The sequence below is a fragment of the Streptomyces sp. LZ34 genome (assembly GCF_053890475.1).
This window is the reverse complement of sequence record NZ_CM132680.1, coordinates 9,709,982-9,731,485: the sequence shown is the minus strand read 5'-3', so window position 1 is coordinate 9,731,485 and position 21,504 is coordinate 9,709,982. Positions and strand designations below refer to the sequence as shown.

Sequence of the window (21,504 nt, the reverse complement as noted above, 5' to 3'; positions counted from 1 at the left end):
CTGCTGACAGGTCGCCCGCACGGTCAGCACGGTCAGCACGGTCAGCGAGCGGACCCGCGCGGCCGGCGGGCGTCCCGCTCGGTCAGCGCGTCGCCCGGGCCGTCTCCAGGAGCTCCTCCGCGTGGGCGCGGGCGAGTTCGGAGTCCTCCTGGCCCGCCAGCATGCGCGACAGCTCCCGCACGCGGTCCTCGCCCTCCATCGCCTTCACACCGCTGCGCGTAACCGCCCCGTCGTTGGTCTTCTCCACCACCAAGTGCCGGTCGGCGAAGGCCGCGACCTGGGGCAGGTGGGTGACGACCACGACCTGCGCGGTCCGGGCGAGCTTGGCCAGGCGCCGGCCGACCTCGACCGCCGCCTTGCCGCCGACGCCCTGGTCCACCTCGTCGAAGAGATAGGTCGGCACGGGGTCGGAGCCCGCGAAGACCACCTCCACCGCGAGCATCACCCGGGACAGCTCACCGCCCGAGGCGCCCTTGGCGATCGGGCGGGGCGGGGCGCCCGGGTGGGGGGCGAGCAGCAGCTCGACCTCGTCGGCTCCGTGCGGCCCGAACAGCACCGCACGGCCGCCCACCTCGATGCCAGCCGTCTCCTCCGCGGCCTCGCTCTGGCTGATCGCGAAGGTCACCCGGGCGTGCGGCATCGCGAGCGAGGCCAGCTCCGCGGTGACCGCGCCGGCGAAGCGCGTCGCCGCCTCCGTACGGGCGTCGGTGAGCGCCTGCGCGAGCTCGCCCAGCTCGGCGCGGAGCGCGTCGCGCTCGGCGGTCAGCTCGCCGATGCGGTCGTCGTCGCCGTCCAGCTCGGCCAGCCGCGCGGCGCCCTCCTCCGCCCAGGCCAGCACGTCCGTGATGTCCTGGCCGTACTTGCGGGTCAGATGGGCCAGCGCGGCCCGGCGCTCCTCGACGGCCGCCAGCCGCAGCGGGTCGGCGTCCAGGTCGTCCGCGTAGCCCGCGAGCTCCCCGGCCACGTCGGTCAGCAGGATACCGACCTCGGCGATCCGGTCGGCGAGCGCGGCGAGCGCCGGGTCGTGGGAGCGGACGCCCTCCAGCGCCCGGTGCGCGCCCGCGGCCAAGGCGCCCGCGTCCACGCCCTCGGGGTCCTCCGGGTGCCCGGCCAGGGCGGTGTGCGCGGCGGTGGCGGCGGAGGCGAGGGCCTCGGCGTGGCCGAGGCGCTCCGCCTCCGCGGCGAGCTCGGTATCCTCCCCCGGCAGCGGCTCGGCCGCGGCGATCTCCTCGAGGCCGAAGCGCAGCAGATCGGCCTCCTGCGCCCGCTCCCGCGCCCGGGTGGTCAGCTCGTCCAGCTCGGCGGCGACCGCGCGCAGCCGCCGGTAGGCGGCCCCGTACTTCTCCAGCGGCCCGGCGACCGCGGCTCCCGCGTACCGGTCCAGGGCCTGCCGCTGCCGGGCCGGGCGCAGCAGCCCCTGCTGGTCGGTCTGGCCGTGCACGGCCACCAAGTCGTCCGCCAGCTCGCCCAGCAGCCCCACGGGCACCGAGCGGCCGCCCACATGGGCGCGCGAACGGCCTTCGGCGGAGATCGTGCGGCTGATCAGCAGCGCTCCGTCATCGAGTTCGGCGCCCGCCTCCTCGGCCCGGACTGCCACCGCCGACCGGGCATCGACGGTGATCCGGCCCTCGACGACCGCCGCCTTGGCGCCGATCCGCACCAGGGCCGCGTCGGCCCGCCCGCCCAGCAGCAGGCCGAGACTGGTGACGACCATGGTCTTGCCCGCTCCGGTCTCACCGGTCACCGCGGTGAAGCCGGGCGACAGTTCGACGACAGCGTCGTCGATGACGCCCAGCGCACGTATCCGCATCTCCTCCAGCACGACCACGACCATACGAGGTTTCACGGGCGTGATGCGACGGGGCTCCCCCTCCGGCGTTCGTCCTACCCCCGCTCCTTCCCACACCCGGTGCTCCGCCCGGGCCCGGTCCGCGGTCACCGGGGCGGCCCGGCCCGAGCCCGGCACCGGGCCGCCGCACTGCGGCAGCCGGGGCACAAGTGCCCACCGCGGTCGGTCGGCCGAGCCCCGCCCGGACAGGGTCTAGTGCGGCGCGCCGCGCCAGCCCGCGACCGGGAGGGCGAACTTCGCCACCAGCCGGTCCGTGAACGACGCGTGGTGCAGCCTCGCCAGCCGCACCGGCACCGCGCCCCGCCGCACCTCCACCCGCGCGCCCGCGGGCAGTTCGACGGTGCGCCGCCCGTCGCACCACAGCACCCCGTGCGGGGTCTGCGGCTGCACCTCCACGGCGAGCACCGAGCGCGGCGAGGTGACCAGGGGCTTGGCGAAGAGGGCGTGCGCGCTGATGGGGACCATCAGCAGCGCCTCGACCTCGGGCCACACCACCGGGCCGCCGGCCGAGAAGGCGTAGGCCGTCGAGCCGGTCGGGGTCGCGCAGACGACGCCGTCGCCGCCGAAGCGGGAGACGGGGCGGCCGTCGACCTCGGTGACGACCTCCAGGAGGCGTTCGCGCGCGGCCTTCTCGACCGACGCCTCGTTCAGCGCCCAGTCGGTGTGCACGATCTGCCCGTCGGTGCGGACCAGCACATCGATGGTCATCCGCTCCTCGACCTCGTAGCTGCGGGTCACGACCCGGTCCACGACCTTGTCCAGGTCGTCCCGCTCGGCCTCGGCGAGGAACCCGACCCGGCCCAGGTTGACGCCGAGCATCGGCACCCCGGAGATCCGCGAGAACTCGGCTCCGCGCAGCAGCGTGCCGTCACCGCCGAGGACGATCAGCAGCTCACAGCCGTCCAGGACGTCCGGGCCCGCCTCGACCAGCTCGACCGCGGTCGGCAGCGGCAGGTCGGCGGCCTCCGCCGCCAGCACCCGCACCCCGATGCCGCAGCGCACCAGGCCCTGGACGACGAGCTCGGCGCTGCGGATGGCCGCCGGGCGGCCGGTGTGTGCCAGCAGGAATACGGTGCGCTCCGCTGCTGCCGAGGCTGCTGCTGAAGCTTCTGAAGTGGTCAACTGGGCCCCTCCGCCACTGCACGGTCGACATCGGCCGGGTCAAGTGCCGGCGCCCCGGCGCGCATCCACAGAAAGTACTCGACGTTGCCCGACGGGCCGGGCAACGGGCTCGCGGTGACCCCCAGGACTCCCAGCCCCAGCCCCGCCGCCTGCTCCGCGACCGTACGGACGGTCTCGGCGCGCAGCTGAGCGCTGCGGACCACCCCGCCGCTGCCCAGCCGCTCCTTGCCGACCTCGAACTGGGGCTTGACCATCAGCACCAGGTCGGCCTCGGGCGCGGCGCAGCGCACCAGGGCGGGCAGCACCAGCCCCAGCGGGATGAAGGACAGGTCACCGACGACCAGGTCCACGGGGTTACCGCCGATCTGCTCGAGCGTCAATTCACGTACATTCGTACGGTCCATGACGGTGACGCGTTCATCGCTCTGCAAAGACCACGCGAGTTGTCCGTATCCGACGTCGACGGCGAGGACATGGGCGGCGCCGGCGCGCAGCAGAACGTCGGTGAAGCCTCCGGTGGACGCGCCCGCGTCCAGGGCGCGCCGTCCGGCGACCTTCAGACCGCCGCCTCCCGAGCCGCCCCCGGCAGCAGCCGCGCCTGTCCTTTGGCGGTACTCCTCGCGGTACTCCTCGCTGAAGGCGAGCAGCGCGCCCGCGAGCTTGTGCCCACCGCGGGAGACGTAGCCCGGGTCGCTGTCGTCCTCGCTGACCACGAGCGCCGCGCTGGTCTCCACCTGTGTGGCGGGCTTGGTCGCGGTCTGCCCGCCGACGGTCACCCGGCCCGCGGCGATCAGCTGGCTGGCGTGCTCGCGCGAGCGGGCCAGCTCACGGCGCACCAGTTCCACGTCGAGTCGTACGCGTCGTGGGCGGGTCACAGCCACGGGTGGTTCAGCTCCTGTCGTCTTACGGGGCGGGGGCGCCTTACGGGGCGGGGGCGGGCGGTGCGGGGGCCGGCGGGCCGGGCCGCCGGTCCAGGGCGGTCAGCGCGTCGCGCAGGCCCCGGTGCACATCCTCGTACACCTCCAGGTGGCCGCTCGCGGCGAGGTGGTCGGCGTCGGCCAGCCGGTCCAGCTGCGCGTCGATCTCGGCGACGCCGGTGGGCGTACGGGTGACGCCGAGCGGCGCGGGATCCGCCGGGCGCGCCAACTCCGAAGACGGCTCCGAGGACAGCTCCGAAGAGGGCTTCGAAGACGGCCCCGCCGCCGGCTCCGGCATGGGCTCCGGCGCCGTCGCCCCGGCGGCTTCCACCCCGGGACCCGGCTCCGGCTCGGGCCGCGCACCCTCGATCGGCTCACTCATGGTCTCGACGCTACCGCGAACCGCACATTCTCCGACGTACGGGACCTGGGGTACCGTCTGTCGCGATGGCGACCAAGGAGGAGTGCCGCAGCGCACTCGACAAGCTGGCGGAGAACCTGGCGGGCGCGAACGGGGACCTCCGCAGCGCCGCCGCGCTCGATCGCTCGGTGAGCTGCCGTATCACCGACCTCGACATCACCTTCTTCGGACGTCTCACCGAAGGCCGCATAGAGGACGTGACGGCCGTGCCGGGCCCGCCCGCCGAGCGTGCCGAGATCCGGCTGACGATGTCCGGCGACGACCTGGTGGCCCTGGTCGCCGGCGAGCTGCACTTCGCCCGCGCCTGGGGCAGCGGCCGGGTCAAGCTGGAGGCCGGCTTCCGCGATCTGCTGCGGCTGCGGAAGCTGCTGTAGCCGCGGCCATCTCCGTCGCTGCCGCCGCCGCGGGCGCCGCGGCCGCCTGCGTACGGGGCCGCCGGGCGGCGGGCACCACCAGCGGGGTGCCGGTCTCGGGGTCGTCGATCACCTGGCAGCGCAGCCCGAAGACCCGCTCCACCAGCTCGGCCGTCACCACCTCCCCGGGCGCGCCCTCGGCGACGACCTCCCCGCCGCGCATCGCGATCAGGTGGGTGGCGTAGCGGGCGGCGTGGTTGAGGTCGTGGAGCACGGCGACGAGGGTGCGGCCCTGCTCCTCGTGGAGCTGGGCGCACAGGTCGAGCACATCGATCTGGTGCTGGATGTCCAGGTAGGTGGTCGGCTCGTCGAGGAGCAGCAGCGGGGTCTGCTGGGCGATGGCCATGGCGATCCACACCCGCTGCCGCTGACCACCGGACAATTCGTCGACATAGCGATCCGCGAGCTCGGCCACACCGGTCGCCGCCATCGACTCGCCGACAATCCGCTCGTCCGTCTCCGACCACTGCCGCAGCAGCCCCTGGTGCGGATAGCGGCCGCGCGCGACCAGGTCCGCGACGGTGATGCCGTCCGGCGCGATCGAGGACTGCGGCAGCAGCCCGAGGGTGCGGGCGACCTTCTTGGCGGGCAGTGAGCCGATCGCCTGGCCGTCCAGCAGCACCGATCCGGCGGTCGGCTTGAGCATCCGGGACAGGGCCCGCAGCAGGGTGGACTTGCCGCAGGCGTTGGGCCCGACGATCACGGTGAAGGAGTGGTCGGGGATGGCCACGCTCAGGCCCTCGGCCACCGTGCGCCGATCGTAGGCGAGGGTGAGTCCTTCGGCGGTGAGCCGCTGCGAACGGGCGCCCTTGCCCATACCGCCCGTACCGTCTGTACCGACCATGCCACTCATACCGCTCTTGCCACCCTTGCCACCCTTGCCACCCTTGCCGCCCTTCCCGTCAATGCCGTCCGTACCGTCCACGCGGCCCGCACCGCCCCTCGTCATGTCCGTCCCGCCCCTCGTCATATCCGCCCCGCCCGGCGCTCGGTGATCAGCAGCCCCAGCAGATAGCAGCCGCCCAGCACCCCGGTGACCACCCCCACCGGCAGTTGGTCCGCTCCGAAGAGCTGCTGCGCGGCCCAGTCGGCGGTGATCAGCAGGGCCGCGCCCATCAGGGCCGCGGGCACCAGATTGGGCCCGGCCGCGCGGGTGAGCCTGCGGGCCAGCTGTGGCGCGACGAGCGCGACGAACGCCACGGGCCCGGCGGCGGAGGTGGCGACCGCGGTCAGCACGACGGCCGAGAGGACCAGCACCAGCCGCGTCCGCTCGACCCGCACCCCGAGGGCGTACGCGCTGTCGTCGCCCATCTCCAGCATCCGCAGGCCCCGGGCGTGCCCGAGCACCACCGGCACCAGCACCGCGCACGCGCAGGCCAGCGGCCAGACCTGCGCCCAGTCCCGCCCGTTCAACGAGCCGGTCAGCCACACCATGGCGCGTGCCGCGTCCTCCTGATGGGCCTGGGTGAGCAGATAGCCGTTAACCGCCGTGAGCGTCGAGGACGCGCCGATACCCACCAGCACCAGCCGGTAGCCGTGCACGCCCTGCCGCCAGGCCAGCGCGTAGACGCCAAGCCCGGTCAGCAGGCCGCCGGTGACGGCCCCGGCCGCGACCTCGTTCGGGTCGCCCCCGAACAGCACGATGACCGTGAGTGCCCCGGCCGCCGACCCCTGCCCGAAGCCGACCACGTCGGGGCTGCCCAGTGGATTGCGGGACACGCTTTGGAAGAGCGCGCCCGCCAGGCCGAGGGCCGCGCCGACGAGCAGCCCGACCAGGACCCGCGGCAGCCGCAGGTCGTTGACGATGAAGTGCTCGACGGGGGTGCCGCCGCCGAACAGGGTCCTGACGACATCGCCGGGCGCGATCGAGAAGTCGCCGGTGCCGATCAGCACCACGCCCATGGCCAGCGCCACGGCGGCCAGCAGCAGCCCCACCAGCGCCGCGCGAACGTCCACCCGGACCGAGAGCCCGCCCCGGGCCCGCAGCGTGGCCCCGCGCGCCCTGGGCGCGCTTCCGCCGCGGTTCCTGACCTTGCTCGCGCTCGCGTTCACAGTTGGGCCATCCTTCGGCGCCGGACGAGGTAGATGAAGACAGGCCCGCCGATGAGCGTGGTGACGACGCCGGCCTGAAGCTCCGAGGGCCGGGACACGACCCGGCCGATCACGTCGGCGCCCAGCAGCAGCACCGGCGAGAGCACCGCGGCGTACGGCAGGATCCAGCGCAGATCGGGCCCGGTGAGCGCCCGTACGAGATGCGGGACCATCAAGCCGACGAAGGCGATCGGCCCGCAGGCGGCCGTCGCGGCCCCGCACAGCAGGGTGACGGCCGCCATGGCGAGCACGCGGGTGCGGGTGAGGTGGGCGCCGAGGGCGCGCGCCGTGTCGTCGCCGAGCGCCACGGCGTTCAGCGCCCGGCCGAGCGCCAGGGCCAGGACCGTGCCGACGACGATGAACGGCGCGACCTGCTTGACGACCGTCATGTTCGCGGAGGCGAGCGAACCCACCGTCCAGAAGCGCATCTTGTCCAGGGCGGCCGTGTCCAGCAGCTCAACGGCGTTGACGTAGCCGTAAAGCGCGGCGTATACGGCCGTTCCGGCGAGCGCCAGCCGCACCGGCGTGGCCCCCCGGCTGCCGCCGAGCGCGTAGACGAGCACGGACGCGATGGCGGTGCCGAGGAAGGCGAACCACACGTAGCCGGTCAGGGAGGTGACACCGAGAAAGCTGATGGCCGAGACGACGGCGGCGGACGCGCCCGCGTTCAGCCCGAGCAGTCCCGGGTCGGCCAGCGGATTGCGGGTGAGCGCCTGGATCACCGCGCCCGCGAGCCCCAGCGCGACGCCCACCAGCAGCCCGAGCACCGTGCGCGGCACCCGCACATCCCGGACCACCACATCGGTGTCGCTGCCGCTGTAGTGGAACAGCCCGTGCCACACCTCCCCCAGCGGGATCGGCTTGGCGCCGATCGCGACGCTGGCCGCCACGACCACCAGCAGGACCCCGAGGGAGGCGGCGAGCCCTGCCGCGCGGCGCGCGGCGCGCCGCCCGGGTGGCGCGGTCGCTGTTTCGGTCCCGGCTCTCGCCGGACTGAGCAGGGTCACGCGGAACTCCACCTCGCAGCAAGGCCGATCACCATTGAGGTTAGGTTAACCTAACCTATCTTGCCGCGCCCCGGGAGGGGGCCAGCCGCCCCGCGGCCCCGAGGAGGTCGTCACAGCCCCAGCCGCGCCAGCGCCTTCCCCGCGTCCGCCGCGCACGCCCCGTCCCCGGCCTCCGTCCACGCCGCCGCGCACAGCGCCCGCAGCCCGTCCATCGGATCGCCGCCGTCCCCCTCCAGCACCAGCGCGCCCTGGCGCACCCGGGCCAGCCAGCCCCCGCACCGAAAGCCGTCGTCGTCCCCTGACCCCGCGGGCTCCACCGCCGGCTGAGGCGCCAGAAGGCCCCTCAGGTCGCGGTCCACATACGTCGGCCGGTGCTTGGGCTCGGCCGCCAGCAGCTGCGCGGGGGCGGTCACCCCGGTCAGGACCAGCAGCGAGTCGACGCCCCCCGCGTACGCGCCCTCGATGTCGGTGTCCAGCCGGTCCCCGACCACCAGCGGCCGCTCCGCGCCGGTCCGCAGGATCGTCTCCCGGTGCATCGGGGGCAGCGGCTTCCCGGCGACCTGCGGAGAGCGGCCCGTGACGATGCGTACGACCTCCACCGCCGCGCCATTGCCCGGCGCGATGCCCCGGCCACTCGGAATCGTCAGATCCGCGTTGGAGGCGTACCACGGCACGCCCCGCGCCACCGCGTACCCGGCCTCCGCCAGCCGCCCCCAGGGCAGCTCCGGCCCGCCGTACCCCTGGACCAGCGCCGCCGGGTCGTCATCCGTCGAATCCACCGGCACCAGGCCCCGCTCGCGCAGCGCCACCCGCAACCCCTCACCACCGATCACCAGCACCCGGGCCCCGGCCGGAACCTGCTCGGCGATCAGCCGGGCCACCGCCTGCGCCGAGGTGATCACGTCCTCGGGCTTCGCGGGCACCCCGAGCCGGGTCAGATGCTCCGCCACCGCCTCCGGCGTGCGCAGCGCGTTGTTGGTCACATAGGCCAGCCGCATCCCGCCGTCCCGCGCGGCGCCCAGCGACCCCACGGCGTACTCGATGGCCTCGCCCCCCGCGTACACCACCCCGTCGAGATCCAGCAGGGCGGTGTCGTACGCCGCACTCAGCGGCCGCTCGCTGACCGCTGGCCGGGACCGGACGTTCTGGGTCACGGGGGGATTCATCGGGGACACGCTCCTCGTATTTGTGTGCACCTGTCCCCCGATCATCGCCCATCACGCCGGACGGCATAGCATTCACTGATGAGCACTCCAGGACCTGTCGGGCAGGGTCTGCAGCTCGCCCCGTTCCGGGGATTGCGCTACGTCGCGGAGCGGGTCGGCAGCCTGGCCGCCGTGACCTCCCCGCCGTACGACGTCGTGGTGCGGCCCGACGGTCTGCGCGCGCTGGAGACGGCGGACCCGTACAACATCGTCCGCCTCATCCTCCCGCAGGCCGGCACCCCCGCCGACCGCCACCGGCAGGCCGCCGAGACGCTGCGCCGCTGGCAGGCCGACGGGATACTCGTCCCCGACCCCGAGCCCGCGCTCTACGTCTACGAGCAGCGCGACGGCCATGTGCTCCAGCGGGGGATCATCGGCGCCCTGCGGCTGAGCCCGCACGAGGAGGGCGTGGTCCTCCCGCACGAGGAGGTCATGCCGCACATCGTCGAGGACCGCGCCGATCTGATGCGCGCCACCGACGCCAACCTGGAGCCGCTGCTCCTCGCCTACCGCAGCGACGGCTCGGTGACCGGCGCGGCCGCCGTCGTCGAACGCACCGTCCAGGGCCGCCCGTTGCTCTCCACGCCCACCGAGGACGGCTTCAGCCACCACCTGTGGCGGGTGACCGACCCCGCCGACCTTGCCCAGATCGCCGCCGACCTCCGCCAACGGCAGGCCCTCATCGCCGACGGGCACCACCGCTGGGCCACCTATCTGCGGCTGCGCGAGGAGCGAACGGAGCCCGGCCCCTGGGACTTCGGCCTGGTCCTGCTCGTCGACACCGCCCGCTACCCGCTGCGGGTCAGGGCCATCCACCGGCTGCTGCACCAGCTGTCGCCGACCGAAGCGCTGGCCGCCCTGGGCGCCCCGGGCGCGTATCGCACGCCCGGCTCGCCCGGCTCCGAGGGCGCCGCCTTCCGCGTACGGCCGGTCGACGGCCCGCTCCAGCAGGCACTGGCCACGCTCGCGAAGGCCGCCGACGAGCCGGGGGCCGGAAACGCCTTCCTCCTCGCCGGGCACGGCGGCTTCCTCCTCCTGGACCGCCCCGATCCGGCGCTCCTGGCCCGCACCATCCCCGCCGACCGGCCGGAGGCATGGCGCACCCTCGACGCGACGGTCCTGCACTCCCTGCTGCTCCAACACATCTGGAAGGTCCCGGACACCCCCGGCCACATCGGCTACATCCATGACGCGGCGGCGGCCGTGGAGCAGGCGGAGCGGCACGGCGGTACGGCGGTGCTGATGCACCCGGTACGGGAGGGGGTCGTCCACGACCTGGCCCGACAGGGGATCCCCATGCCGCACAAGTCGACCTCCTTCGGGCCGAAGCCGGCGTCGGGCCTGGTCCTGCGGAGTCTCGCGCTCGGCTGACACGGCTGGCACGGCTGGCACGGCTGACGAGAAAGGGCGGAACCCCTGGGCCCGGGGTTCCGCCCTCACTGTCTCTCGCTGTCTCTGCTCCGGTGCCGCTCTCGGCCGCCGTCAGCGGCCGTCGGCCTCGGCGTCCTCGTCGTCCTCGTCCTCGTCCTCGTCCTCGTCAGCTTCGTCTTCGTCCTGAGGACGGTCGGCCTCGGCGGAGGCGTCGGGCTCGCCCACAGGCTCGTCCTCGACCTCCGACTCGTGCTCGGGCTCCTCGGGGGCGAGCGCGTCCACGAACTCCACGCCGTCCAGCTCCGCGAGCCGGTCGGACGCATCCGTGGTCCCGCCCTGATCCGCCTCCAGGGCCTTCGCGAACCACTCCCGCGCCTCGTCCTCACGCCCGACGGCCAGCAACGCGTCGGCGTACGCGTAGCGCAGCCGCGCGGTCCACGGCTGTATGGAGTGGGAGGCCAGCTCCGGGCTCTGAAGCGTCACCACAGCGGCGTCGGCCTGCCCCATGTCGCGCCGGGCACCCGCCGCGACCAGCCGCATCTCGACCTGCCCGGCCCGGTCCAGCTTCTGCACCTCGGGCTCACCAGCCATGGCCAGCGCCCGTTCCGGCCTGCCCATGCCGCGCTCACAGTCGGCCATCACAGGCCACAGGTCGGCGGTGCCGGTCATCCGCCGCGCCGCGCGGAACTCCGCCAGCGCCTCCGCGTACTTCGCGACGGCGTACGAGGCGAAGCCCGCCGCCTCGCGCACGGCCGCGACGCGGGAGGCGAGCCGCAGCGCAACGCGCGAGTACTCGTACGCCCGCTCGGGCTCGTCGTCCAGCAGCTTGGCGACCATGACGAGGTTCTTCGCCACGTCGTCGGCGAGCGTCTTCGGCAGGCTCATGAGCTCCTGCCGCACGCTCTTGTCGATCTCCTCCCCGGTCACGTCCTCGGGGATCGGCAGCCGCTTGACCGGCTCGCGGTCACGGTCGCGGGCTCGCTCGTCCCGGCGGCCGTAGCCGCCGGACCGGTCGTCCCGGCGCTTGTAACCGCCTCCACCGGGGCGCTCGTCACGCCCACGGCCCTGCCCGGCATACGGGCGGCGCGGCCCACGGTCGTCACGGCGGTCGTCACGGCCCCGGAAACCGCCGTCGCGGTCGTCCCGGCGCGGGGCGCGCGGCCGCTCGTCACGGCGGTCGTCGCGACGGAACCCACCACGATCCTCCTCACGCCGGTACGAGGGCCGGTCATCACGACGCTCGTACCCACCGGCACGGCCGCCACCGTCCCGGTCGTCGCGACGGGGCCCGCGCGGCCGCTCGTCACGGCGATCGTCACGGCGGAACCCACCACGATCGTCATCACGCCGGGGCCCACGCGGCCGCTCGTCACGGCGGTCATCACGACGGAACCCACCACGATCGTCATCACGCCGGAACGAAGGCCGATCATCGCGACGATCGTCACGGCGGAACCCACCACGATCGTCATCGCGACGGTACGAAGGCCGATCATCGCGACGGTCATCACGGCGGAACCCACCACGATCGTCATCACGCCGGGGCCCACGCGGCCGCTCGTCACGGCGATCGTCACGGCGGAACCCACCACGATCATCATCACGCCGGAACGAAGGCCGATCATCGCGACGATCGTCACGACGGAACCCACCACGATCGTCATCGCGCCGGGGCCCACCCTGGCGGAAGCCTCCGCCACGGTCGTCACGCCGAGGCCCATGGGTGCGGTCATCCCGGCGGTCGGACCCACCGCCGGGCCGCCCGCCGCGGTCGTCACGACGCGCATACCCGCCGGGCCGTCCCCCACGGTCGTCGTCGCGTCGCGGCCCACGGGGCCCGTCATCGCGGCGACCGCCGCTGCGGTCGTCATCGCGACGGTACGAGGGCCGGTCATCGCGCCGGTCATCGTCCCGACGGGGACGGTAGGGGCGGTCGTCCCGCCCTCCCCGGAACCCGCCACGGTCACCGTCGCGTCGCGGTCCGGACTCACGGGAGTCGCGCCGGTCACCGCCGTCCCGGCGCCGCGGCTCCCGGTCCGGCCGATCGTCGGGGGAGTTGGTGGACATCGACGTGACTCCTGTCTTGAGGTACTGCAGCCATTCTCGCGCATCGGACTTGCCAACGCGTTTCAGCGGAAAACAAAAGGACCCCTGGTCCCAGCATGAACGCTGGGACCAGGGGTCCTCCAAAGATTGTTCGGCGGCGTCCTACTCTCCCACAGGGTCCCCCCTGCAGTACCATCGGCGCTGAAAGGCTTAGCTTCCGGGTTCGGAATGTAACCGGGCGTTTCCCTAACGCAATGACCACCGAAACCCTATTGCCCACCCCGCAAGGCGGGAATTGGACAGGGCAGCGAACAAGCACACTGTTCAGTTAAGTGCGGCTCAACCGGTGCGACTGTTCGCAACCCGGGAACCACACAGTGGACGCGAGCAACTGAGGACAAGCCCTCGGCCTATTAGTACCAGTCAACTCCACCGGTCACCCGGCTTCCATATCTGGCCTATCAACCCAGTCGTCTACTGGGAGCCTTACCCCATCAAGTGGGTGGGAGCCCTCATCTCGAAGCAGGCTTCCCGCTTAGATGCTTTCAGCGGTTATCCCTCCCGAACGTAGCCAACCAGCCATGCCCTTGGCAGGACAACTGGCACACCAGAGGTTCGTCCGTCCCGGTCCTCTCGTACTAGGGACAGCCCTTCTCAAGACTCCTACGCGCACAGCGGATAGGGACCGAACTGTCTCACGACGTTCTAAACCCAGCTCGCGTACCGCTTTAATGGGCGAACAGCCCAACCCTTGGGACCGACTCCAGCCCCAGGATGCGACGAGCCGACATCGAGGTGCCAAACCATCCCGTCGATATGGACTCTTGGGGAAGATCAGCCTGTTATCCCCGGGGTACCTTTTATCCGTTGAGCGACGGCGCTTCCACAAGCCACCGCCGGATCACTAGTCCCGACTTTCGTCCCTGCTCGACCCGTCGGTCTCACAGTCAAGCTCCCTTGTGCACTTACACTCAACACCTGATTGCCAACCAGGCTGAGGGAACCTTTGGGCGCCTCCGTTACTCTTTAGGAGGCAACCGCCCCAGTTAAACTACCCACCAGACACTGTCCCTGATCCGGATCACGGACCCAGGTTAGACATCCAGCACGACCAGAGTGGTATTTCAACAATGACTCCACCATGACTGGCGTCACAGCTTCACAGTCTCCCACCTATCCTACACAAGCCGAACCGAACACCAATATCAAGCTATAGTAAAGGTCCCGGGGTCTTTCCGTCCTGCTGCGCGAAACGAGCATCTTTACTCGTAATGCAATTTCACCGGGCCTATGGTTGAGACAGTCGAGAAGTCGTTACGCCATTCGTGCAGGTCGGAACTTACCCGACAAGGAATTTCGCTACCTTAGGATGGTTATAGTTACCACCGCCGTTTACTGGCGCTTAAGTTCTCAGCTTCGCCACACCGAAATGTGACTAACCGGTCCCCTTAACGTTCCAGCACCGGGCAGGCGTCAGTCCGTATACATCGCCTTACGGCTTCGCACGGACCTGTGTTTTTAGTAAACAGTCGCTTCTCGCTGGTCTCTGCGGCCACCACCAGCTCCGAGCGCAAAGCTCATCACCAGCAATGGCCCCCCTTCTCCCGAAGTTACGGGGGCATTTTGCCGAGTTCCTTAACCATAGTTCACCCGAACGCCTCGGTATTCTCTACCTGACCACCTGAGTCGGTTTAGGGTACGGGCCGCCATGAAACTCGCTAGAGGCTTTTCTCGACAGCATAGGATCATCCACTTCACCACAATCGGCTCGGCATCAGGTCTCACCCCTTATGAGGGACGGATTTACCTACCCCTCGGGCTACACCCTTACCCCGGGACAACCACCGCCCGGGCTGGACTACCTTCCTGCGTCACCCCATCACTCACCTAATACAGGTCTGGTCCGTCGGCTCCACCACTCCCCTTCACCCGAAGGATCCAGGGCGGCTTCACGGACTTAGCATCGCCTGGTTCAGCGCTGGCGCTTCAAAGCGGGTACCGGAATATCAACCGGTTGTCCATCGACTACGCCTGTCGGCCTCGCCTTAGGTCCCGACTTACCCTGGGCAGATCAGCTTGACCCAGGAACCCTTAGTCAATCGGCGCACACGTTTCCCACGTGTGAATCGCTACTCATGCCTGCATTCTCACTCGTGAACCGTCCACAACTCGCTTCCGCGGCTGCTTCACCCGGCACACGACGCTCCCCTACCCATCACAGCCCCCGTTAGGGGTACATGCTGCAATGACACGACTTCGGCGGTACGCTTGAGCCCCGCTACATTGTCGGCGCGGAATCACTTGACCAGTGAGCTATTACGCACTCTTTCAAGGATGGCTGCTTCTAAGCCAACCTCCTGGTTGTCTCTGCGACTCCACATCCTTTCCCACTTAGCGCACGCTTAGGGGCCTTAGTCGATGCTCTGGGCTGTTTCCCTCTCGACCATGGAGCTTATCCCCCACAGTCTCACTGCCGCGCTCTCACTTACCGGCATTCGGAGTTTGGCTAAGGTCAGTAACCCGGTAGGGCCCATCGCCTATCCAGTGCTCTACCTCCGGCAAGAAACACACGACGCTGCACCTAAATGCATTTCGGGGAGAACCAGCTATCACGGAGTTTGATTGGCCTTTCACCCCTAACCACAGGTCATCCCCCAGGTTTTCAACCCTGGTGGGTTCGGTCCTCCACGAAGTCTTACCTCCGCTTCAACCTGCCCATGGCTAGATCACTCCGCTTCGGGTCTTGGGCGCGCTACTCAACCGCCCTATTCGGACTCGCTTTCGCTACGGCTACCCCACACGGGTTAACCTCGCAACACACCGCAAACTCGCAGGCTCATTCTTCAAAAGGCACGCAGTCACGACGCAAGAACAAAGTCCTTGCGCGACGCTCCCACGGCTTGTAGGCACACGGTTTCAGGTACTATTTCACTCCGCTCCCGCGGTACTTTTCACCATTCCCTCACGGTACTATCCGCTATCGGTCACCAGGGAATATTTAGGCTTAGCGGGTGGTCCCGCCAGATTCACACGGGATTTCTCGAGCCCCGTGCTACTTGGGAAATACACAAGAGAGCCGTCATGATTTCAGCTACGGGGGTCTTACCCTCTACGCCGGGCCTTTCGCATGCCCTTCGCCTATCACAACGGTTTCTGACTCTCCGACCAGCCGGCAGACTGATCAAGCACACTCCCACAACCCCGTATGCGCAACCCCTGCCGGGTATCACACACATACGGTTTAGCCTCATCCGGTTTCGCTCGCCACTACTCCCGGAATCACGGTTGTTTTCTCTTCCTGCGGGTACTGAGATGTTTCACTTCCCCGCGTTCCCTCCACATACCCTATGTGTTCAGGTATGGGTGACAGCCCATGACGACTGCCGGGTTTCCCCATTCGGACACCCCCGGATCAAAGCTCGGTTGACAGCTCCCCGGGGCCTATCGCGGCCTCCCACGTCCTTCATCGGTTCCTGGTGCCAAGGCATCCACCGTGCGCCCTTAAAAACTTGGCCACAGATGCTCGCGTCCACTGTGCAGTTCTCAAGCAACGACCAGCCACCCGTCACCCACCCACAATCGGGATGGTTCACCGGGACCGGCGTCAATGAGGAAGCAGGCTCTCGCCCGTGCCCTCAGACACCCAACAGCGTGCCCGGCAGACTCAACGTCTCCGTATCCCGTTCCACGCCGAAGCAGTACTAGAGACAGCGGATCATTTGATCCTGCCGAGTAGTCAACGTTCCACCCATGAGCAACCGTGCGAGTCATGCGCTCGCAGTCGGCTATGTGCTCCTTAGAAAGGAGGTGATCCAGCCGCACCTTCCGGTACGGCTACCTTGTTACGACTTCGTCCCAATCGCCAGTCCCACCTTCGACGACTCCCTCCCACAAGGGGTTGGGCCACCGGCTTCGGGTGTTACCGACTTTCGTGACGTGACGGGCGGTGTGTACAAGGCCCGGGAACGTATTCACCGCAGCAATGCTGATCTGCGATTACTAGCGACTCCGACTTCATGGGGTCGAGTTGCAGACCCCAATCCGAACTGAGACCGGCTTTTTGAGATTCGCTCCACCTCACGGTATCGCAGCTCATTGTACCGGCCATTGTAGCACGTGTGCAGCCCAAGACATAAGGGGCATGATGACTTGACGTCGTCCCCACCTTCCTCCGAGTTGACCCCGGCAGTCTCCTGTGAGTCCCCATCACCCCGAAAGGCATGCTGGCAACACAGAACAAGGGTTGCGCTCGTTGCGGGACTTAACCCAACATCTCACGACACGAGCTGACGACAGCCATGCACCACCTGTACACCGACCACAAGGGGGCACCCATCTCTGGATGTTTCCGGCGTATGTCAAGCCTTGGTAAGGTTCTTCGCGTTGCGTCGAATTAAGCCACATGCTCCGCCGCTTGTGCGGGCCCCCGTCAATTCCTTTGAGTTTTAGCCTTGCGGCCGTACTCCCCAGGCGGGGAACTTAATGCGTTAGCTGCGGCGCGGACAACGTGGAATGTCGCCCACACCTAGTTCCCAACGTTTACGGCGTGGACTACCAGGGTATCTAATCCTGTTCGCTCCCCACGCTTTCGCTCCTCAGCGTCAGTATCGGCCCAGAGATCCGCCTTCGCCACCGGTGTTCCTCCTGATATCTGCGCATTTCACCGCTACACCAGGAATTCCGATCTCCCCTACCGAACTCTAGCCTGCCCGTATCGAATGCAGACCCGGGGTTAAGCCCCGGGCTTTCACATCCGACGTGACAAGCCGCCTACGAGCTCTTTACGCCCAATAATTCCGGACAACGCTTGCGCCCTACGTATTACCGCGGCTGCTGGCACGTAGTTAGCCGGCGCTTCTTCTGCAGGTACCGTCACTTTCGCTTCTTCCCTGCTGAAAGAGGTTTACAACCCGAAGGCCGTCATCCCTCACGCGGCGTCGCTGCATCAGGCTTTCGCCCATTGTGCAATATTCCCCACTGCTGCCTCCCGTAGGAGTCTGGGCCGTGTCTCAGTCCCAGTGTGGCCGGTCGCCCTCTCAGGCCGGCTACCCGTCGTCGCCTTGGTAGGCCATCACCCCACCAACAAGCTGATAGGCCGCGGGCTCATCCTGCACCGCCGGAGCTTTCCACCCAGTAAGATGCCTCACCAGGTAATATCCGGTATTAGACCCCGTTTCCAGGGCTTGTCCCAGAGTGCAGGGCAGATTGCCCACGTGTTACTCACCCGTTCGCCACTAATCCCCAGCCGAAGCCGGTTCATCGTTCGACTTGCATGTGTTAAGCACGCCGCCAGCGTTCGTCCTGAGCCAGGATCAAACTCTCCGTGAATGCTTCCGGGCTATCCCGGCAACACCACGAGAGCGGAGCAGGCCGGAGGAATAACCCAGCCCGCTCACAGCGTCCTCGCTGTGTGTGTTTCTTCAAAGGAACCTCGTCCGACCAAACCGATCCGGATTGAACCGGCCGATCGTACGGGGTATCAACATATCTGGCGTTGACTTTTGGCACGCTGTTGAGTTCTCAAGGAACGGACGCTTCCTTCGAAACCGTTTCACCGGTTTCTCCGGGCGCTTCCCTTCGCTGTGTCCACTACTTTAGCTGATTTCCCGCCCGGCTCCTAATCGAGCCTTCGGATCGAATTTCCGCGCAGCAGAAATAGACCCTGTCCGGGAATCGTCGGTAGTGGTTTGCCGCCTGTGGATCGGGGGTGCTGCGGCCCGACCTTGGTCGTGTCGACAGCGCTGCCCGTCTCAAGCGGCTCGGGCTACGTTAGGCGCCGGGGTGTCCGGAGTCAAGTTCGGTCTGACGGCGCGTCGGATTTCCGGCGGCGGGGGGTGTGCGCGCGGTACGGGCTCACCGTCGGGTCGCCGTCGATCCAGAAGCGCCATGGGTGCGTTGCGCCCTCGCCGCCGACGCCCGTGCGCGGGCCGCTGAGCACTTGGTCGGCCGGGGCGGGGGCTCCGGTGAGTATCGCCATCGGGGCCATCGGGGCCTGCGGGTCGGCGCAGAGGTCGGTGCCGTTCAGCCGGCGGTCGATTCCGAGGGCCGTGGCGAGGCGTGCGGGTCCCTTGGCCAGCTCGTGATCGTTGCGGGCGGTGGGGCGGTGCTTGTGGGCCCACCCGTGGCCGCTCAGGATCTCCCCCGCCCGCAGCAGCACCCCGCTGGGCGCGCATCGGCGCTGCGGTAGCCGAGAACGAGACCGAGATGCGAGTAGAGCGTCAGGTGCTCGGTCATCAGCGCCGCAGGGAGTCGGGCAGGCCCTTCTGGAGCACTCGCCCCTTCGGCTTCGAGCGCGACGGCACGCATCGCGACGAGGAGGCGGAAGCCCTGCGGCGGGCGTACCGGGATGTCCTGGCTGGTGTCTCCCTGTGGTCCATCGCGAAGGACTGGAACACTCGCGAGCTGCTCTCGCCGCACGGCAAGAAGTGGCGTAGCTCGAACCTCCGGGGCGTCCTCTTGAAGCCGAGGAACGCGGGCATCCAGACGTACTCCCTGTGGGTCGAGAAGCCGGATGGGCGACGCGTACGGGTGACCGAGGAGACCGGCACAGGCAACTGGGAGCCGATCGTCTCCGAGGGCATGTTCCGGGCCCTGGCGCGCTACCTGAGCGACCCTGAGCGCAACACGGGCGGCGGAGGGAAGCGCAAGGCTCTGCTGTCCGGCGTGGTCCGCTGCTCGAAGTGTCAGGCCGTCGTTACGCAGGGATGGAGCCGGAAGGACGCGGCAGGCGAGCGGTACCGCATCTACACCTGTTCGGGTGGCCGGTGCATGTTGCTGGGCACCCTGCCGTCCTTGTCGGCAAGGATCTTGTTCAGCTTCCTGTGAGGCGCACACGGGTGCGCCAGTGACCCCCGCCGGACGGCGGGACATGTGCCTCCCTTTCTTCGCGGGGGTGGACCGGCCATGGCTGGCACGGTCTCTTCACAGGTGACGCCCAAGGCTTTGCGCTTGGACTCGGTGACCCGTCCCTCACCAAGAGTCGTAAGCGGCCGTCCGTTGATGTACACCGTTGGCTGGTCGTCGTTGTGCACAGTGACCGTGATCCTGGCGGTGCGGAAGAACGCACCAAGGTGCGTCATCCCCCACCTCTCCGGCCCGAGTCGACGCACGTCGACAGTCACCCGACCGGGCCAGGAACGCGTCACGCGCCACGCGCCACGCTCGCGAGTGATCACGCATCTTCGGGCCCAACTCCGCGCCGACTCACCGGCGAGCCGCGACCGAGGCGCACGGCGGCTCAAGCTCCGGCGGACGGCTTGGCTCTCGGGCTCAGTCGGTACGCCGAGACCGTTGGATCACCGGCGAGATAGAAGCGATGCTGCCAGTCGTGGGCTCTGCTCACGCCTACCCGAGGACCAACCCGGGTGAGTGCGGCGGGGACTGGCTCACCCTCGGACAGCGTGACCGAGGCGCCTGTCAGTAGGTCTGTGCCGTTGTGCTCTGCCGTGATGCCGAGCGCTTGGCAGAAGTTCCCCGGACCCCGCGCGAGACGTGGACTCTCGACCTTGCCCCCTCGCCGCATGCGTGCCAGGTCTTCCCCTTCGATGACCCTGCCTGCCCGGATGAGGACAGCTGAAGCCATGCCGTCTGTCCCGGTGACGATGTTGGCGCACCAGTGGAGACCGTGAGACCGGTAGACGTACAGGTGTCCTGCGGGTCCGAACATGACGGCGTTTCGGGGTGTCCTGCCCCGGTAGGCGTGGGAGGCGGGGTCGGCCGTACCGGAGTACGCCTCGGTCTCCGTGATGGTGATGCTCACGGTTCCCTCGGGGGTCTCGCGGGTGAGGATGGCACCGAGCAGCTTGGGGGCGACTTCTTCAGCCGGGTGAGCGAGATCCACAACGTTCATGCTGACCGACTTGACATGCCATAGGTGAAGTAGACATACGCACGATATCCGGGGTCGGCCGGGCCCGCGTACGCCTCTACCTCGGTCAGACGCAGCTCGATCGGACCGTCCGGTGTCCGGCGGACGAGGGTGCGCCCCAGGAGGTCCGGGGCCACCTCCAGGACGGGGCGGTCGAAGAACCGGCGGGTCAGCGGCGTACGGTCGGGTGTTGCGATCACGCGGCCCGAGCGTAGTGCAAGCGATATGGACGGGTGGTTGGAGCGGAGCCGGTCCGCTGACAGGGTGGGGCAACGCGGAACCGCTGCCCGCCGTTCCGCGTTCCTAGGGTTCAACAGTGGTCGTCGTGCGATCAGAACAAGACGCAGGCGCGTCCTTGAGAGGGAGAACATGGGCTTCAAGAAGCTGCTCGCGAGTCTGGGTGCCGGTGGCGCTTCGGTGGAGACGGTGCTGACGGAGGAGAACGTCGTTCCGGGCGGCGTCGTCCAGGGCGAGGTCCGGATCCAGGGCGGCTCGGTGGCGCAGGCGATCGAAGGGCTGTCGGTCGGTCTGCAGGCGCGGGTCGAGGTGGAGGGCAACGACCAGGAGTACAAGCAGGACGTCGAGTTCACCAAGCAGCAGCTGGGCGGCGCCTTCGAGGTGCAGCCCGGGGCCGTGCACGCGGTGCAGTTCAGTCTTGAGATCCCCTGGGAGACGCCCATCACGACGTTCCTGGGCCAGCACCTCACCGGGATGAACGTGGGCGTGACGACGGAGCTGCAGATCGCGCGCGCCGTGGACTCGGGCGACCTGGACCCGGTGAATGTGCACCCGATCCCCGCGCAGCAGGCCATTCTCGACGCCTTCGGCCAGCTCGGCTTCCGGTTCAAGAGCGCCGACCTGGAGCGCGGGCACATCCGCGGGACGCGGCAGCGGCTGCCCTTCTACCAGGAGATCGAGTTCTACGCGCCGCAGCAGTACCGCGGGCTCAACCAGGTCGAGCTGAGCTTTGTCGCGGACGACCGCGAGATGGACGTCGTCCTGGAGATGGACAAGAAGCCGGGCCTGTTCGCCGAGGGCGGCGACTCCTACCGCTCCTTCACCGTCAACCTCGCGTCCTTCCAGGACACCGACTGGGCCGCGTACTTGAACCAGTGGCTCGCCGAGGTCGGCGGCAAGCGCAACTGGTTCTGACCGTCGCTGGTCCGGCCGCCGCTGGTCCTGGCCTGCTTCGGCT

16 protein-coding genes, 3 rRNA genes and 1 pseudogene are annotated in these 21,504 nt (G+C 69.0%); 4 read left to right on the top strand and 16 right to left on the bottom strand.

What is annotated here, in order from left to right; translation table 11 throughout:
- Window positions 1–82 precede the first annotated feature (82 nt).
- From recN to ACWY4P_RS41890, 4 genes are all read right to left on the bottom strand, one after another.
- Window positions 83–1,834 (bottom strand): DNA repair protein RecN, encoded by a 1,752-nt coding sequence (gene recN, locus ACWY4P_RS41905; protein WP_456213236.1) that lies wholly within the window; start codon window positions 1,832–1,834, stop codon window positions 83–85.
- Window positions 1,835–2,041: 207 nt separating this feature from the next.
- Complete coding sequence (locus ACWY4P_RS41900) at window positions 2,042–2,971, bottom strand: NAD kinase (RefSeq protein WP_456206053.1); 930 nt, start codon at window positions 2,969–2,971, stop codon at window positions 2,042–2,044.
- Window positions 2,968–3,846 carry a TlyA family RNA methyltransferase gene (locus tag ACWY4P_RS41895; protein ID WP_456213235.1) on the bottom strand — a complete coding sequence of 293 codons (879 nt, stop codon included), beginning with the start codon at window positions 3,844–3,846 and terminating at the stop codon, window positions 2,968–2,970. Before ACWY4P_RS41895 ends, ACWY4P_RS41900 begins: the two co-directional genes overlap by 4 nt.
- A 46-nt stretch (window positions 3,847–3,892) precedes the next feature.
- Window positions 3,893–4,270: a hypothetical protein gene (locus ACWY4P_RS41890; RefSeq protein ID WP_456206051.1), complete on the bottom strand. Its 378-nt coding sequence runs from the start codon at window positions 4,268–4,270 to the stop codon at window positions 3,893–3,895.
- A 65-nt stretch (window positions 4,271–4,335) separates the two neighbouring features.
- Between ACWY4P_RS41890 and ACWY4P_RS41885 the strand changes: the two genes are divergently transcribed.
- Window positions 4,336–4,683, top strand: a complete 348-nt coding sequence (locus tag ACWY4P_RS41885) for a sterol-binding protein (protein ID WP_456206049.1) — start codon at window positions 4,336–4,338, stop codon at window positions 4,681–4,683.
- Here ACWY4P_RS41885 and ACWY4P_RS41880 read toward each other — a convergent pair.
- The 4 genes from ACWY4P_RS41880 to ACWY4P_RS41865 form a co-directional block, all read right to left on the bottom strand.
- Window positions 4,631–5,575 carry an ABC transporter ATP-binding protein gene (locus tag ACWY4P_RS41880; RefSeq protein WP_456213234.1) on the bottom strand — a complete coding sequence of 315 codons (945 nt, stop codon included), beginning with the start codon at window positions 5,573–5,575 and terminating at the stop codon, window positions 4,631–4,633. The genes ACWY4P_RS41885 and ACWY4P_RS41880 overlap by 53 nt on opposite strands.
- Window positions 5,576–5,688: 113 nt before the next feature.
- The gene (locus ACWY4P_RS41875; RefSeq protein WP_456206047.1) at window positions 5,689–6,774 is read right to left on the bottom strand and encodes a FecCD family ABC transporter permease; all 1,086 of its coding nucleotides are present in this window, start codon (window positions 6,772–6,774) and stop codon (window positions 5,689–5,691) included.
- Window positions 6,771–7,820 (bottom strand): FecCD family ABC transporter permease, encoded by a 1,050-nt coding sequence (locus ACWY4P_RS41870; RefSeq protein ID WP_456206045.1) that lies wholly within the window; start codon window positions 7,818–7,820, stop codon window positions 6,771–6,773. Before ACWY4P_RS41870 ends, ACWY4P_RS41875 begins: the two co-directional genes overlap by 4 nt.
- 110 nt (window positions 7,821–7,930) lie before the next feature.
- Window positions 7,931–8,986 carry an HAD-IIA family hydrolase gene (locus ACWY4P_RS41865; protein WP_456206043.1) on the bottom strand — a complete coding sequence of 352 codons (1,056 nt, stop codon included), beginning with the start codon at window positions 8,984–8,986 and terminating at the stop codon, window positions 7,931–7,933.
- 78 nt (window positions 8,987–9,064) lie between these two features.
- Here ACWY4P_RS41865 and ACWY4P_RS41860 point away from each other — a divergent pair, with 78 nt between their 5' ends.
- On the top strand, window positions 9,065–10,396 hold the full coding sequence (locus tag ACWY4P_RS41860) for a DUF1015 family protein (protein ID WP_456206041.1): 1,332 nt from the start codon (window positions 9,065–9,067) through the stop codon (window positions 10,394–10,396).
- A 111-nt stretch (window positions 10,397–10,507) separates the two neighbouring features.
- On the opposite strand, the gene ACWY4P_RS41855 is transcribed toward ACWY4P_RS41860, so the two are convergent.
- The 6 genes from ACWY4P_RS41855 to ACWY4P_RS41830 form a co-directional block, all read right to left on the bottom strand.
- Window positions 10,508–11,341, bottom strand: coding sequence for a tetratricopeptide repeat protein (locus ACWY4P_RS41855; RefSeq protein ID WP_456213233.1), 834 nt, complete (start codon window positions 11,339–11,341; stop codon window positions 10,508–10,510).
- Entirely contained in the window at window positions 11,320–12,303 is a 984-nt protein-coding gene (locus ACWY4P_RS41850; protein WP_456213374.1) for a hypothetical protein, read from the bottom strand. The genes ACWY4P_RS41855 and ACWY4P_RS41850 overlap by 22 nt, the downstream gene beginning before the upstream one ends.
- A 288-nt stretch (window positions 12,304–12,591) precedes the next feature.
- Window positions 12,592–12,708: ribosomal RNA gene (rrf, locus tag ACWY4P_RS41845) — 5S ribosomal RNA — on the bottom strand.
- Between the two features lie 127 nt (window positions 12,709–12,835).
- Window positions 12,836–15,957 (bottom strand): 23S ribosomal RNA (locus tag ACWY4P_RS41840).
- A gap of 285 nt (window positions 15,958–16,242) precedes the next feature.
- Window positions 16,243–17,770, bottom strand: a 16S ribosomal RNA gene (locus ACWY4P_RS41835).
- The 16S, 23S and 5S rRNA genes sit together here, the layout of an rRNA operon.
- Window positions 17,771–18,233: 463 nt before the next feature.
- Window positions 18,234–18,599, bottom strand: a complete 366-nt coding sequence (locus ACWY4P_RS41830; protein ID WP_456206039.1) for a DNA-3-methyladenine glycosylase — start codon at window positions 18,597–18,599, stop codon at window positions 18,234–18,236.
- Between the two features lie 47 nt (window positions 18,600–18,646).
- Between ACWY4P_RS41830 and ACWY4P_RS41825 the strand changes: the two genes are divergently transcribed.
- Window positions 18,647–19,267 carry a recombinase family protein gene (locus ACWY4P_RS41825; RefSeq protein WP_456206037.1) on the top strand — a complete coding sequence of 207 codons (621 nt, stop codon included), beginning with the start codon at window positions 18,647–18,649 and terminating at the stop codon, window positions 19,265–19,267.
- Between the two features lie 412 nt (window positions 19,268–19,679).
- Here ACWY4P_RS41825 and ACWY4P_RS41820 read toward each other — a convergent pair whose 3' ends face one another.
- Together ACWY4P_RS41820 and ACWY4P_RS41815 are read right to left on the bottom strand one after the other, a co-directional pair.
- Window positions 19,680–20,291, bottom strand: coding sequence for a DNA-3-methyladenine glycosylase (locus tag ACWY4P_RS41820; RefSeq protein WP_456206035.1), 612 nt, complete (start codon window positions 20,289–20,291; stop codon window positions 19,680–19,682).
- Between the two features lie 47 nt (window positions 20,292–20,338).
- Window positions 20,339–20,509, bottom strand: a pseudogene (locus ACWY4P_RS41815) (DNA-3-methyladenine glycosylase); the annotation flags it as partial.
- Between the two features lie 169 nt (window positions 20,510–20,678).
- On the opposite strand from ACWY4P_RS41815, the gene ACWY4P_RS41810 reads away from it, so the two are divergent.
- Complete coding sequence (locus ACWY4P_RS41810) at window positions 20,679–21,461, top strand: sporulation protein (RefSeq protein WP_456206033.1); 783 nt, start codon at window positions 20,679–20,681, stop codon at window positions 21,459–21,461.
- Window positions 21,462–21,504: the final 43 nt, after the last annotated feature.